A 13,313-nucleotide genomic window follows, 5' to 3' on the forward strand; every position below is an offset into this window, starting at 1 on the left:
TCAAGAGGTTACCTATGGCCTACGGTGTGACACCGGATGGGTTCGTGCGCATGCGCCTGCCCGAGATTCGCCAGGAGATTATTGAAGACCTGCGGGCGAAGCTGCTCGCCGCGGGCGTGGCTGAAACCGTGGAGACCCGGCCGGATAGCATTACCGGGCTGCTGATCGATACGTTCGCTGAGCGCGAGGCGGCATTGTGGGAGCAGGCGGAAGGAGTCTATCTGGCCATGTACCCCGGCTCCGCCAATGGCGTGTCTCTAGATCGCGCTGTTTCGTTCACAGGCGTGAAGCGTCTGGGGGACGAGCAAGCGCGCGCCTATGTCGTTGTGTATGGCCAGAGCGGCACCACCGTTGCGCAAGGGGCGCAGGTCCGCCACCGAGTCAGCCAGAACTTGTGGCGGCTGGAAGGCGACGTGCGAATACTGCCGGGCGCCGCGGCCGATGTGACGCTGCAGCCCGTTGTACAGCCGAACGCGCTGTACTCCGTCAGCGTAGACGGGCAGGCGTATTCGTACACCTCCGGGGCCGTGACGAACCTGCCCGCCATCCTGGCCGGCCTGGTCGCGGCAGTTTCCGCCAGCAGTCTGGACGTCTCCAGCGATGGCGCGTCAATTCGAATGCATACCGGCGGGCGGGTCGCGTCCGCATTCGCCTGGTCGGCCAATTTTTCGTTGGCGCGGCTGGGCTCTCCCGGCCTGGCCGTCACCGAGGAGGCCTCGGAGGAGGTTGCCGCAGTGGGCGACCTGAACGCCATCGTAACGGCCGTAGACGGCTGGGATGGGGTCGATAACCTGCAGGCGGGTACCGCTGGGCGGCTCGCGGAAAACGATGCTGAACTGAGCGCCCGCTATCCGTCTGGGTTGTTCAGGCTGGGGGCGGGCACGCTACCGAGCATCGCGCCCAACATTCGAGATCGAGTACCGGGCGTTCGGGCCATTAAGGTGTTCGAAAATGACACGGACGGGCCAGACGCGGCGGGCCGCCTGCCGCATTCCATCCACGTCGTGGTGGACGGCGGCCTCGATGAGGAGCTGGCCGAGGCGATCTTTCGGACGAAAGGTGGGGGGATTGACACCAATGGGGGCAGTCTGGTGGTCGTCATTGACGATGAGGGCGCCCAGCAGCCCATCAAGTTCGACCGCCCGGAACGGGTCTACGTCTGGGTGTCTGCGGAGCTGACTCTGCTGCCGCCGGCGGAGCAAGTTTTTCCGCCGACGGGGCTGGACGATGTCGCGGACAACTTGGCCACGGCTGGTGACGGCTTCTCGATTGGCGATGACGTCATCCGCCAGCGGCTGTTCGGGGCGATCTACAGGACGACGGGGATTAAGTCGGTGGTGCTGGCCCTGGCCTCCTCAACGGACCCGGCCTTTGTGCCCGGGCCCGCCGACTTCTCGGAAGATAACGTCGAGATCCTGGACGCCCAGGTGGCGGTGTTCGATCGCTCCCGCATTAAGGTGACCTGATGGACCTTCAACAAAACCACGCCGCGATCGCGTGGGGACACTGGCTCGGCCAGTTCCAGTCGAAGCCCCGGTTGCGCGCGCTGGTGACGGCGTTGCTCAAGCCTGCCGATGGCCTGCAGGGCGCGCTGCGCGATTTGTACGAAAAGCGCTGGCTCGACTCCGCGGAGGGGAAGCAACTGGACGGCATCGGCGAGATTGTGGGCCTGCCGCGCACCATCGATGACACCGTCTACGTCCAGTTTTTCGGCTTTGACGGCCAGCCGAACGTGGGCGGCTTCGGCGTGGCGCGGCTGCGCCGTGCCTTCGAACGGGCCGTCGGGGGCTCCACCACGCTGCTGGATCCGGAATACAGAAAGCTCCTGTACTGGAAGATCGCCCTGAACAATGGCCGCGGCACGGCGCCAGAAATCGCCGCGGCGTTGAAACCCATCTTTGACGTGTCGCGAGTGTTGGTTCAGGACGCGGGAAACGCGAAGATCCGGATCTGGGTCGATCGGATCCCGGGCCCAAACGACCCGCTCATGACCAACCCATACAAGTGGGTTCCCAAACTCGCGGGCGTGGGCGTGCAGTTTATCTCCGGCTCGACGGACAGGCCCTTTGGCTTCCGCGAGCAGGGTTTCTATGGTTTCGGCGTCGGCGTGCTGGCGCGAAGGATTTAATACATGGCTGCTCCTACCTTTTTCGAGCTGTTCGGCGCATTGTGGGCCGAAAACGGCACCGTGGGGGATATCTCCCTGCCTCAGTACAAATCCGGTTGGGCCTTCATTGGCTCCATTCCTCCTACGGTGGAGCAGTTCAACCTGGTGCAGCAGCTCAACGATCAGAAGCTGGCCTGGCTGTATCAGCAGGTGAAATCCGTGGCCGATGCCATGGGCCAGTCGGTGGGGCCTGACACTATCGATATCCTGCTTCACGCACTTCAAAATCTGGACATGGACCGCGCCGCCGCCGGCACTCTTGCGGTATCGCGCGGCGGCACGGGGTTCAGCTCGGTGGCGGAAAACCAGTTCCTGGTCGGTGGCGATGAAGGCAAATATGCGCACAAGACTGCGGATGAGGCCCGGGCGATCCTTGCGGCGCCGAAGATCTGCTCAATTACTGCGCTACCTTCATCGAACATTGGCCCTATCGTGGTGGCGGAATGCAGCGAAGTCTGGATCTGGTCCGCTTCGGCGTCGTTCACCGGCTACCGGTCGCCGCTCTGCGGCCGACCCTTGGACGGGCATACCCTGGCGCCGCTGGCTAGCGAGGTGGACGCCGTGGGCGGGTTGCTGCCCAAGGCGGCGTATGCACGGCTGTGGGGCTACGCCCAGGAGAACAACCTGGTGGTCACGCAGGCCACGTGGGCCGCCAACGTGGGTGCGCATTACTTCGTGGACGTCGACGCGAACCAGTTTCGGGTGCCGGATCTTCGCAATATGTTCCGCCGTTTCACGGGAACTGACGCTGACACTGCAAATGCAAGACAGTTCGGTAGTTGGCAGTTTGATGCAACGCAGAGGACCTTCGGAACGCTGGACGGATTTAATGATTTCTCTGCTGTATCAGGGGTTTTTGATCACTCAAATCCGGTACCTGGTGAGCAAGCTACTGCCGGCAATGGAACGCAGTACCACGGCCTTTCTTTCGACAACGCAAGAGTCGCTAGAACGTCAAGCGAAACGCGCCCCAAAAACACGGCCTTCCATCCGCGCATCCATGCATAGGCTATGCATGGATGCGCGGGTGATAGGCGGTATTGAGAGGGCGGGTTTCGGCCGTCGTGCGTGCAACTCTGGACGCGTCAAAAGAGACGCCGGACCACAATAGTTCAGCAACCGAATACGGGGTTGGACGGTTGTAATTCGCCTGAATGCCGCTATCTCGAAAAGCACCCTGAAGTGTCTGCCAGGACACTGTGTTTTGAACCGCTCCAAAGGACCCCGTAACGTTTTGGAGGGCGTCGCCCTGGCGGCTACCGAGCGCCCTTGCGTTTGCAGTGCAATTCCCTCTTTTTCTTTGGAGTACCCATGAAACAAAAAGCCGTCTTTCAGACCGACAGCGACGGTCTGTTCATTTACGAGACGATCGCCAACGAACTTACCCTGGCGCCCGGCTACTACAACGTCCCCTTCGGCGCCTTCGCGGATGCGCCGCCGGACCCGCCGGCCGGCAAAGTGCAGCGCCGTGTGGGCGGGGAGTGGGAGATGGTCGATGACTATCGCACCACGCCGCTGTGGGTGGTGGAAACGGGCGCGCCATACGTGGTCGGCGCAGAGCATGTGGGCGCCGGAGGCCGGGTCAGCTACCCGGGGTGGGGTGCCTTGCCCGACTGGCTGACGGAGATGGAGCCGCCGCGACCAGTCGAGGACGCCGAGGCCGCAGCCTAGGGGTTATGCGGCTAGAGGCAGGGCTTCCAGCTCTATCTCGCGCTCGCGGCGCATCTCCTCCAATTGTCGGCGGCCGAGCGGGCTGCGCGCCAGCTTCTGAGCAAGCTCGCGGCCGTGTGGGTGGTAGTAGCGCAGCAGCATGCGTGTATCGACGTTCCCGTTGACCTTGGCCAGCTCGTGAATCTGAAACACAGTGGCCAACTGCGACGTGCCTTCATGCCGCAGATCATGAAATCTCAGGTCGCGGAAGTAGGCCGAATTGGGCCGGCGGCCATAGTGCCGGCACATGCCCTCATACCGCAGTCTGGCGCGCCGGCGCGCCCGGATGAAGGCGCGGGTGACGGAGCCGGGCTGGATAGTAAAGGTCCGGCCTCGCATCGGCTTGCCTGTGACCCAGCGGCGCAAGGCCTCTCGCGCCCGCGGCGTCAGGGGCACATCGCGGGCGCGGCCGTTTTTCGTGTGCGGCAAATGCACCACGCCATGCATGAGGTCCAGGTGTTCGCGTTGGATGCCAACAACCTCGGAGCGCCGCATGCCTATTTCCTGGGCGACGGTAAGGATGGTGGGAAGCTCAGCCGACCGCGTGGCGCGAATGATCCATTCCAGCTCCTTGCGAGGGCAATCGTCATCCGACACGCCTCGCAGGGTGATGCGATCGAACAGGCGGCGATCGCGCGCGTCATCAACGGCCGGCCGGCGCACCAACTGCACCGGGTTGGCCAACTGGTCAAAGCCCCAATCTTTTCGAACGACGGTGAAGACGTGGGAGAGAAATGCCATTCGCCGCACCACCGTGGAGGGGGCTCGGTCCTTGAGCCATTCGTCCCGCAGTTCGGTCAGGTCCGAGCTGCGAATCCTATCTACCGGCCGAACGGCCAAACGAGTCGCTCGCCAGATTCTGGCAATTGATTGCTCTACCACGTGCCCCTTCTTCGTGGCTGACACCTCGGCCAGGTAGCGCGAGAGCGCGTCGGCAAGAGTGGGGGCGGGCTTGCGGCGGGGCTGACGTCGGGACCAGGGTTTCATTGGGCCAAAAGCCCCAGGTTGTAACCCAATTCTCAATATTCGCAATTTCAACCATGCCCGCCGTTGCGGGCCTTTTTCGTTCATAGGGGACGCGATTGAACATCCAAGACTTCGACGCCTTCGCGGCAAAGCTGGCCGGTGTGATAGGCGCGATGGTGTCCATGCGGTTCCTGCAAGGGTCCCGCACGGCCAAAGCCAGTATGGCGGCCACCGGGGCTGTCTTGGCCTACTACGGGTCTCCGTGGCTGGCGCAGTTCCTCGGCATACCCGAGGGCCTGTCGGGTTTTCTTTGCGGATTCCTGGGCATGGCGATCATGTCTCGCATGTGGCAGGCAGTTCAGGAAGCGCCCATTGGCGCGCTGTGGCAGGCCGTCATCGACCGCGTACGCGGCAAAGGAGCGTGATGTGGACAGCACCATCTACCTGACTTTGTGGGCGGTCCTGGCGTTCGTCTGCTGGCTGATTGTCGCCGGCGGCGCGGCGCTGGCTGTATTCGCGCGCGGCATCAAGGACACAACGCTGGAACGGATCGGCTTGTCCGCCGTTTGCCTCACCGCGACAGGCGTGGCCTGCCGCGTTTTCGTGGCGGGCTGGGCGAGCACGGGCGACGCCGCGCTCGCCGCCTCCGCCGCTTTCTACGTTGCCGCGGTCACGGCAAAACACGTCAGGAGCCACAAGCAATGAGCCAATTTCAACTGTCGCAGCGGAGCCTTACGCGCCTGATCGGTGTACATCCGGACCTGGTTGCTGTCGTGAAACTGGCCATCCGGCGCACGCCGGCGGATTTCACCGTCGTCGAGGGCGTACGCACCGTCGCCCAACAGTGCGAATATGTGGCCCGGGGCACCAGCAAGACCATGAACAGCTACCACCTGCCGCAGGCGGATGGCCTGGGCCATGCCGTGGACCTGGCCCCGCTGACCGGCGGGGCGATTCCCTGGGGCGACTGGTCCAAGTTCAAGGGCCTGGCGGACGTGGTGAAAGCCTGCGCGGCGGAGCTTGGCGTGCCGCTGGAGTGGGGCGGCGACTGGAAGACGTTCAAGGACGGGCCTCATTTCCAGATCCCGCGCGAATGGAAGGGGCGGGCATGAGAGCCGCCGCCGCGCTTGCTCAGACGTTGGCAGGATGGAAGGGTTATGCGCTGGTGGCGCTGGTGTCTGCCGGTCTGGCCAGCGGAGCCGCTTGGACAGCGCAGGGCTGGCGCAAGGATGTCTATATTGCAGAGCTACGGCGAGACCAGCAGCAGATTCGGGCGGACACCAATGCCGCGGTGCTCACTGCCCTCAAGAGCGATATTCGGGCAATCTCGGAGGCCGCCGCGCGCGCCGCCGCCGATGCCCGCGCGCTACCTGCCCAAGTGGGCGAAATCACGAAAACACTGAAAAATGCGAAACCTCTTGTACTTGGCTGCCGTCCTGATGGTCTCCGGGTGCGCGCTCTCACCGACACAGTACGTGCCGCGCGAAGTGCCGCCGCTGGACAGAAGCCTGGCGGAACCGTGCCCGCCAATTCCGGATCCGCCGCAAAACCCTGACAGCTACGACGACTGGCAGGTCTGGGTTCAGGAACAGGTGTTGGTGCTCTGGGGAATATGCGCGTCGCGGCACCGTGAGACGGTGCGTGCCTGGCCTAATCAGGCCAGCAGTCGCCAAACTGGTGCAGGAGACGTTCCAGAATGAACGTGGCCCGGTAAGTGGGCGGCGTGGCGCCTCGGTCGATGATCAAAAGGCCTTCGCGTTCACCGGCGGCCAACACCTCCCGGAGCTTTTGGCCTCCCTCGAGGCCAAACGCCCGGTGGAGGCGATCAATGCCAAGGTATTCGCCGTTCCGAACGGTGGACAGCTTTGGCAGCGCGCGCTCCCAGACTTCCTGGACCGGCGGGCTGTTGGTGTAGGTATCGTCGTAGAAATCATTCACTTCGGCGCTGCCCCCTTTCGCATCCTGATATTCACTCGCCAATCCACGTCAGCCACCATCCCTGGTAGTAGCGACGACCGTCGATTTCTTCGAACCCGCAGACCATCATCCCCCGGTCGGAGGCAAACGTCAGTAGCTCCGGCTCAAGCAGATCAGGAATCGCCCCTTTTTGCATTCCGCCGAACTTGGCGAGGCCATCCATCGTCATTACTGTGACGTGGCGGCGCAGATCCTCGCGGGTGACAGAGTACATACGAACCGTGCCTATCACTGCGGGCGCAGGGTCATTGTCTCGACGCTTCTGGCCGAGATAGTGGGTGCGGACGACTGAGCAACGCATGATTCTGCTGCGATATAGCTGTATGGATATACAGTATATTGCAGCAGAAATGGGGTCAGGTCATTGGTGTGGCGATCAGCTTGTCGGAGGGGAAGGGGGCGAGGAAATCGCGGCTCTGCTCCGCGCTCGCCGTCAGCCAGTCGCCGTAGGCACCCTCGGGCAGGATCACCACCATCCGCTTTTCCTTGTTCGGCTGGTGGTAGTCGCGGAAAAGCGGATCCTGATCAGCGTTGATCGTCAGCATGGTGTAGCTGTCGTGCCATGCGCCGTCGGCGTCTCGGTAGCGGTCCCAGAGGCCGGCGATGCCCAGCGGCGCGCCGTCGGCCCGGGTGAACCGGGTGGCCACGGCCTTGCCCGTGCGCCAATCGGGTTCGAAGATGGCGTCGGCCGGGATGATGCAGTGCTGGGCCCGGCGCCAGGCGTTGCGGAAGGTGAAGGAATTGGCGACGCGGTCGTCGCGGGCGTTGAACGTGGAGAGCTTTTCGGCGCCAGCCAGGGCGTCCGGGCGAGTGGATGCCGAAATCAGTCCCCAGCGGCCCGCCGCGGCCTCTCGTTCCGGCACAGCCTCATCGCCGGCGTCATGCTCCGGCGGCCGGCGGACAAAGACGCCCGGGTAGCGCGGCCACATGTCGTACTTGCCGATGGGCGCCGGCTTGGACGCGCCGAACTTCTTCAGCAGCAGTTCGGCGTCTTTCAGCGTCTGATAGTGGCTACACATATCACCTCCGGTTAGAAAAGAGGGTATAGAGAACGCATTGGACGTCGAGTTAAGACTAGCAAGGCGTCAATTAGATGATTTCAACCCCTTCCGAACGTCGTTGCCGTAGTGACAGAGTCCATACGCAGAACCACTTCCGCATTCGCAAGGCGCGTCTAATTCTTGCCGCTGGAAAGCCTCAGCGCGGCCGGATTCGAACGGATTGTCTGGAGGGCTTTCGCTAGACAAGTACGATTGGCCGTGGGGACGTGGCATGCGGCCATCTGGAGCGCCGATTTTAAGCGAGCGCATTTGCACGGAAGAGTTTGATTTGCGACCACTGAAACCAATCACGAATTGATTTGATGAGACTTCTACAGCGGTGTCCACGCGTTCTAAGACCATTCCATTTGTCGTAAATACTTGGTCTCCTTTACTGAAAATCACAGCTCGACCGAGGTGCGCTTCAATCTTCCAGCCACGGTGCTCGCAAACCAAGCGCTCGACATGCAACGCATCAGGCGGGACGGTGCGCAAAACAAGGGCAATTTCCCCTCTTGCGGCGCGGATAGTGATGCGGTTCGCTTCCATTTGAACGTCCCAGTTGTCACTGGGGGCCTTCCACTCGTTGTCTGTGATCTGAAACAACGTTGACCCGCCTTTCGTTTTGAAGTGTGCGTTCAACCTAAACGGCGATCCAGGCTGCTCTGGGGGTTCCACCCAAAGTACGCGTTCACCCTCAATCTTCAAGAGCGTCTCGACCTCAAAGGCTTCAATATCGCCCAGGGTTACCCTGGGGTGTTCGCCGTTCGTATCGAAGACGTCCGAAGCGAAGCCCTGCTCCCTGCTCGCCGGTGCAGCAATATGTTCACGGATTGTTTCTTTGGAAAGTAAGCGACGAGTCTTTCGTCCGTGGCACGCTGTGCACAGCAGAATAATTCCTGTTGCATCGTGTTTCTTTGCATCCTTAAACTCGGGCTCGAAGTGCTCATATTCAACAATCGCGTTGCCACACACAACGCAGCCGAAACCGCAACGCTGCCGAACTTCCCTCTTTGTTTCGCTGGGTATCGTTCTGGAAAGGCCATAACGATTTGCTGTCTTTCTGGTATTTCCCCTGGTCGAGGAGCTTTTCTTTGTCTTAGACAATTTGCTTTCCGATTAAATTGTTAGGCCTGCACTTTGTTTCTGAGTTGGCACTTCGTCATCATCTCCGTTGCGCGGCGCCCCGCGCGAGGTTGAGGGCCGTTATTTCTTTATGATGGCACCTCTTTTTTGTCCCGCGAAGGACCGCATTAATTCTTAAGGGCCAAGATCGCTGTGACGACAGCGCCGACGATCGCGGCACCTACAGCCGTCCAGAGAGCGGCATGAGCTTGCGCCTTAATTCGACGTTCTTCTCTTCGGTACTGATCTAGAGTAACAAGCGCTTGTGGCGTGATCTCGTATCTTCCGAGGTCGTGTGAGTTTGGCGTGATCTCACCGCTTGCTACGAGCGAATCTAGTACGAACTGGTGGAATTGAAACGCGGCTAGCAGTTGGGGGTGTCGATGTTGGCGCCCCTTGATCGGCAAGATGTGACGCAGAGTCAGGTGTCTTTCCCCGCGAGACGCGCGATCGACCGCGACTTGTAAGGCATGGATACGTTCCAGCGTCGGTAAGCTTGCTCGATTGGCGATTTGCTGGAGCAACCCGTCAAGCGCCAGCCGCAACCGTACCATGCCAAATACGGAAAATAGGGCGTAGCGATACAGCGAATCGAACTGCCATTCGAGGTGTTTGAAATATCGAATGACCCGGAAATTGGAGCGTCGAAGATCCTGCAGTTGCGCATCGCCATGTACGGGTTCGCCAAGCTTTTCCAGGTCACGCAGCTGGACCGAATCACCTTGGATTGCATCCACCAGCCAATATCGCTCCTCGGATGCGCCGTCGATGTATGTCGTGGCGTAATCACGGCTGGCCAGCCGTGATATGGGCGCGGTTGGAATGTGGTCGGGCGAAGGTCGGGCAAGCGCTCTTTTCAGTGCAAACTTCAATAACCACTTCGGATAAGGCCGGCTACGCACTTGATCAACTTGCATGGGTTTCCTTCGTAAATAAGCGGATCAGGAGGCGGCTCGCAGCGTCGCCAAGGCGTTCCGGGCTGTCGCGGCGGCACCGTGGTCAGTTCCCTGGCGTTCAGATAAATAGCCCGCCCATCGTTCCAGCGCATCGCGCCGCTCCGTCCAGTAGCTGTACTGGTCATAAATCCCTTCGACGCCTTTTAACTTGTGGTTCAGGCACATTTCCGAGATATCGCGGTCGACACCGAGGGCGCGCATGTGGGATTTCGCCGTGGACCGTAGGTCATGCGGCGTGAACCGCCGGACGTCTGGCTTGGTATTTTCCAGCCAATAGTCGATGGCGCCCCAGACCGCATCCTTGCCGACCGGTGCGTCGCCGCCGTTCCTCCTGAGGCGAGCCACCGAGCGCGCAGGCACTATATAGAGGGAGTCCAGCGCCAAAGCGTCCAACTCTCGGAACCACTCCATAACGGGCGGCGCCAGGGGAATGTCCATGGCGGCCCCCGTCTTGGACGCCGGGATATGCCAGAGCCCGGACCCAAGGCGCTTGACAGTGTGTTGGTCGGTGCGCACATGCTCGCGCCGCGCGGTGGTGAACTCGGACACCCGGACGCAGGTGGCCATGATGATCCAGACGCTGAGCTGGTTCTGTCGGTTCATGCCGGCGGCACGCATGACCAGGGACAGTTCATCGTCGGTCAGCATCAAACGCACCTTAGCCTTGGGCCGCTTGCCGATCAGGGATTCCAGGCTGATGCCCAGGGCCGGGTGTAGCTGGGTGATGCGCTGCCCGACCGCATGCTTGAACACTTCGCGGATGACGATGTAAAGCGCCTCTGTCTCACGCCAGCCGCCCGTCTTGAACGTCGCTTTGCGCTTCTTAATTAGGTCGATCACATCGCCGGCGTTGATTTCCTCGACGGGCCGGGTGCGCCACTCTCTGGTAATCCACCCCAACTGGCGCGCATACAGCGCCTGACTGTTCAGTCCCAGATGAGCGAGGGTCTTCTTCTGGTAGTCGCCGACCAGCCATTCGATATTCTTCGCGGACCGGGCCTTCTGCTTGGCTTCCCGCTTCTCGGCGGCTGGGTCCTTTCCGGCGTCGATCATGGCGCGCAGCCGGCTGGCCTCCTTGCGGGCGTCGGCCAGGGTGATATCCGGGTAGTTCCCGATGGTGGCTTCGCGGCGCTTGCCTGGCATGCGGTAGCGCAGCACCCAGGCCGCGGTGCCGGCCTCAGATAAGGTGAAGGTCAGGCCGCCGCCGTCGGACTTCGCAAGGGGCGCGCCGGCACGGATCCAGCTTTTGATCTGGACGTCCGTCAGTCCGCCCTGCATTACGCGTTTTGCCATGGTTTCCCTCTGTTTGGGTAGCTGGGGCGGCTTGGCTACCCACCTAGCTACCCAATTTCTGCGAGTTGGGAGGATAACGCCTGAGAAGTCCAGAAAGAAAGCCGCGTGTATTTACGCGGCTTTGCGGGCGATTCTGATATGTGGTGAGAAGCCGGGAACATCAGACCAGGATTATGTCGTACTTCTCTTGGGAGTACGTACTTTCCACTTCGAGCGATACGCGCTTGCCCACGAAATCGCCCAGCATCGCCAGGTGCTGGCTTTCCTCTTCCAGGAACAGGTCGACCACTTCCTGGGACGCGAGAATGCGGAATTCCTTGGGATTGAATTGCCGCGCTTCTCGCAGGATCTCGCGCAGGATTTCGTAGCAGACGGTGCGCGGCGTGCGCACGTTGCCGCGCGATTCGCACATGGGGCAGGGTTCGCACAACTGGTGCGCCAGCGAATCCCGCGTGCGCTTGCGGGTCATCTCCACCAGCCCCAGTTGTGTAAAGCCATTGACGGTCATGCGGGTGCGGTCCCGCGAGAGCGCCTTCTTGAGCTCCGCCAGGACCGTCTCGCGGTGCTCCTGTTCCTCCATGTCGATGAAGTCCAGGATCACGATGCCGCCCAGATTGCGCAGCCGGAGCTGCCGCGCGATCGCCTGTGCAGCTTCCAGGTTGGTCTTGAAGATCGTGTCGTCGAAATTGCGCCCGCCGACGAATCCGCCCGTATTGACGTCTACTGTCGTCAGCGCCTCGGTCTGGTCAATGATCAGGTAGCCGCCTGACTTGAGGTCGACACGGCGCGACAATGCGCGCGCAATCTCGTCGTCCACGTTGGCGGTGTCGAACAGCGGTCGTTCGCCGCTGTAATGCTGGATGCGGTCCACGACGGATGGTGTGTAGATACGCGCCCATTCCAGCATGGCGGCGGTGGTCGTGCGCGAGTCGACCAGGATGGAGCCGATGTCCGGCCCCACCATGTCCCGCAGCACCCGCTGCGCCAGAGTCAGGTCCTGATGCAGCAGGGCGGGGGCGGGTTGGGTGCGGGCCGCCGCCTGGACGCTCGTCCACAGCTTGCGCAAATACTCGACGTCGGCGGTAAGTTCGGCGTCGTTGGCGCCTTCCGCCTGGGTGCGGACGATGAAGCCGCCCTTTTCTTCGGAGGGCATCAAGGCCTGCAAGCGCTCACGCAGTTGAATACGCTCGGACTCGGAGTCGATCTTTTGTGAAATGCCGATATGCGGATCGTGCGGCAGGTACACCAGCATCCGCCCGGCCATGCTGATCTGCGTGGAAAGCCGGGCGCCCTTGGTGCCCAGCGGGTCCTTGACTACCTGTACCATGATCGTCTGGCCCTCGAACATGAGCTTTTCGATCGGGGTCGGCGTGAGGCCCTGGCTGCGCTCGCTGCGGTTTTCGCGCAGGTCGGCAATATGGATGAATGCCGCACGCTCGAGTCCGATATCAATAAAGGCGCTCTGCATGCCCGGCAAGACGCGCACAACCCGTCCCAGATAAATGTTCCCGACATGGCCCCGCTGGATGCTGCGTTCCACATGCAGCTCCTGTACCGATCCCTGTTCGACCAGCGCAACGCGGGTTTCGAAAGGAGTGACGTTTATCAGGATATCTTCGCTCGAGGCGATGGCGGGTGGCATAAGGTGTTCGTCTCCAGTAAGGTGCGGCGTACAAGGCGAATAGTAAACGTACCTATCGGCCAGGCAAGCGATGTGTCCCGGTATCTATATATAGGGAAGGGCAGATCAGCGCCATGCTGAACCGGGGCGCATACGCGGCCTCGGTGGCGCGGGCATGTGCAGAACAACAAATTTGCTACCCCGGCATGACAACCCAAAAAACTGTGCTATAGTCTCGCTCCTTCGCAGTTCAAGCAGTTCTGAACCGCGAAGCCAAGCAAGTGCAACAGGTTGGTCGGGTTTCCCGCACGGCCTGCCGCCAAAGCGATCAGAAATGAAAGCGGCGCGGTTATTGCAAGGATTGGTGCAAATCAGGCAGAAGCCAGTTGCAAGATCCGCAAAAATTGTGCTATAGTCTTGGGCTTGGCAGTTGCCGAAAAATTAGGGTTTACCCTGAC

General features: G+C 61.3%; 16 protein-coding genes. 8 read left to right on the forward strand and 8 right to left on the reverse strand.

Translation table 11 applies throughout. The features are described 5' to 3' along the window. The first annotated feature begins 14 nt into the window (after window positions 1-14). The 4 genes from KYC_RS17260 (at window position 15) to KYC_RS17280 (ending at window position 3,838) form a co-directional block, all read left to right on the forward strand. A complete protein-coding gene (locus KYC_RS17260; protein ID WP_008164665.1) occupies window positions 15-1,466 on the forward strand; it encodes a hypothetical protein in 1,452 nt (483 codons plus the stop codon). After that, the gene (locus KYC_RS17265) at window positions 1,466-2,128 is read left to right on the forward strand and encodes a baseplate wedge 1 family protein (protein WP_008164666.1); all 663 of its coding nucleotides are present in this window, start codon (window positions 1,466-1,468) and stop codon (window positions 2,126-2,128) included. Before KYC_RS17260 ends, KYC_RS17265 begins: the two co-directional genes overlap by 1 nt. A 3-nt stretch (window positions 2,129-2,131) precedes the next feature. Next, window positions 2,132-3,175: a hypothetical protein gene (locus tag KYC_RS17270; RefSeq protein WP_008164667.1), complete on the forward strand. Its 1,044-nt coding sequence runs from the start codon at window positions 2,132-2,134 to the stop codon at window positions 3,173-3,175. Window positions 3,176-3,478: 303 nt separating this feature from the next. Beyond that, window positions 3,479-3,838, forward strand: a complete 360-nt coding sequence (locus tag KYC_RS17280; RefSeq protein WP_008164668.1) for a hypothetical protein — start codon at window positions 3,479-3,481, stop codon at window positions 3,836-3,838. A 3-nt stretch (window positions 3,839-3,841) separates the two neighbouring features. On the opposite strand, the gene KYC_RS17285 is transcribed toward KYC_RS17280, so the two are convergent. Then, window positions 3,842-4,864, reverse strand: a complete 1,023-nt coding sequence (locus KYC_RS17285; protein ID WP_043518717.1) for a tyrosine-type recombinase/integrase — start codon at window positions 4,862-4,864, stop codon at window positions 3,842-3,844. A gap of 95 nt (window positions 4,865-4,959) precedes the next feature. On the opposite strand from KYC_RS17285, the gene KYC_RS17290 reads away from it, so the two are divergent. From KYC_RS17290 to KYC_RS29500, 4 genes are read left to right on the forward strand one after another with little or no spacing between them, the layout of a single operon-like run. Then, entirely contained in the window at window positions 4,960-5,268 is a 309-nt protein-coding gene (locus KYC_RS17290; RefSeq protein ID WP_008164670.1) for a hypothetical protein, read from the forward strand. Between the two features lies 1 nt (window position 5,269). Further along, on the forward strand, window positions 5,270-5,548 hold the full coding sequence (locus KYC_RS17295; RefSeq protein ID WP_008164671.1) for a hypothetical protein: 279 nt from the start codon (window positions 5,270-5,272) through the stop codon (window positions 5,546-5,548). Further along, entirely contained in the window at window positions 5,545-5,955 is a 411-nt protein-coding gene (locus KYC_RS17300) for a M15 family metallopeptidase (protein WP_008164673.1), read from the forward strand. The genes KYC_RS17295 and KYC_RS17300 overlap by 4 nt, the downstream gene beginning before the upstream one ends. Further along, on the forward strand, window positions 5,952-6,398 hold the full coding sequence (locus KYC_RS29500; protein ID WP_139026525.1) for a hypothetical protein: 447 nt from the start codon (window positions 5,952-5,954) through the stop codon (window positions 6,396-6,398). Before KYC_RS17300 ends, KYC_RS29500 begins: the two co-directional genes overlap by 4 nt. A 95-nt stretch (window positions 6,399-6,493) precedes the next feature. On the opposite strand, the gene KYC_RS17305 is transcribed toward KYC_RS29500, so the two are convergent. From KYC_RS17305 to rng, 7 genes are all read right to left on the reverse strand, one after another. Continuing rightward, window positions 6,494-6,781, reverse strand: a complete 288-nt coding sequence (locus KYC_RS17305) for a hypothetical protein (protein ID WP_050814907.1) — start codon at window positions 6,779-6,781, stop codon at window positions 6,494-6,496. Window positions 6,782-6,812: 31 nt separating this feature from the next. After that, window positions 6,813-7,034, reverse strand: a complete 222-nt coding sequence (locus tag KYC_RS17310; protein WP_008164676.1) for a hypothetical protein — start codon at window positions 7,032-7,034, stop codon at window positions 6,813-6,815. 142 nt (window positions 7,035-7,176) lie between these two features. Continuing rightward, window positions 7,177-7,839: an SOS response-associated peptidase gene (locus KYC_RS17315; protein ID WP_008164678.1), complete on the reverse strand. Its 663-nt coding sequence runs from the start codon at window positions 7,837-7,839 to the stop codon at window positions 7,177-7,179. 66 nt (window positions 7,840-7,905) lie between these two features. Then, window positions 7,906-8,967, reverse strand: coding sequence for an HNH endonuclease (locus KYC_RS29505; protein WP_139026526.1), 1,062 nt, complete (start codon window positions 8,965-8,967; stop codon window positions 7,906-7,908). 146 nt (window positions 8,968-9,113) lie between these two features. Beyond that, window positions 9,114-9,902 (reverse strand): hypothetical protein, encoded by a 789-nt coding sequence (locus KYC_RS29510; RefSeq protein WP_139026527.1) that lies wholly within the window; start codon window positions 9,900-9,902, stop codon window positions 9,114-9,116. A gap of 24 nt (window positions 9,903-9,926) precedes the next feature. Next, entirely contained in the window at window positions 9,927-11,234 is a 1,308-nt protein-coding gene (locus KYC_RS17325; RefSeq protein ID WP_043518720.1) for a tyrosine-type recombinase/integrase, read from the reverse strand. Between the two features lie 160 nt (window positions 11,235-11,394). Further along, the gene (gene rng / locus KYC_RS17330; RefSeq protein ID WP_008164686.1) at window positions 11,395-12,876 is read right to left on the reverse strand and encodes a ribonuclease G; all 1,482 of its coding nucleotides are present in this window, start codon (window positions 12,874-12,876) and stop codon (window positions 11,395-11,397) included. Window positions 12,877-13,313: the final 437 nt, after the last annotated feature.

The organism is Achromobacter arsenitoxydans SY8 (genome assembly GCF_000236785.1).
GTDB lineage: Bacteria > Pseudomonadota > Gammaproteobacteria > Burkholderiales > Burkholderiaceae_B > Achromobacter > Achromobacter arsenitoxydans.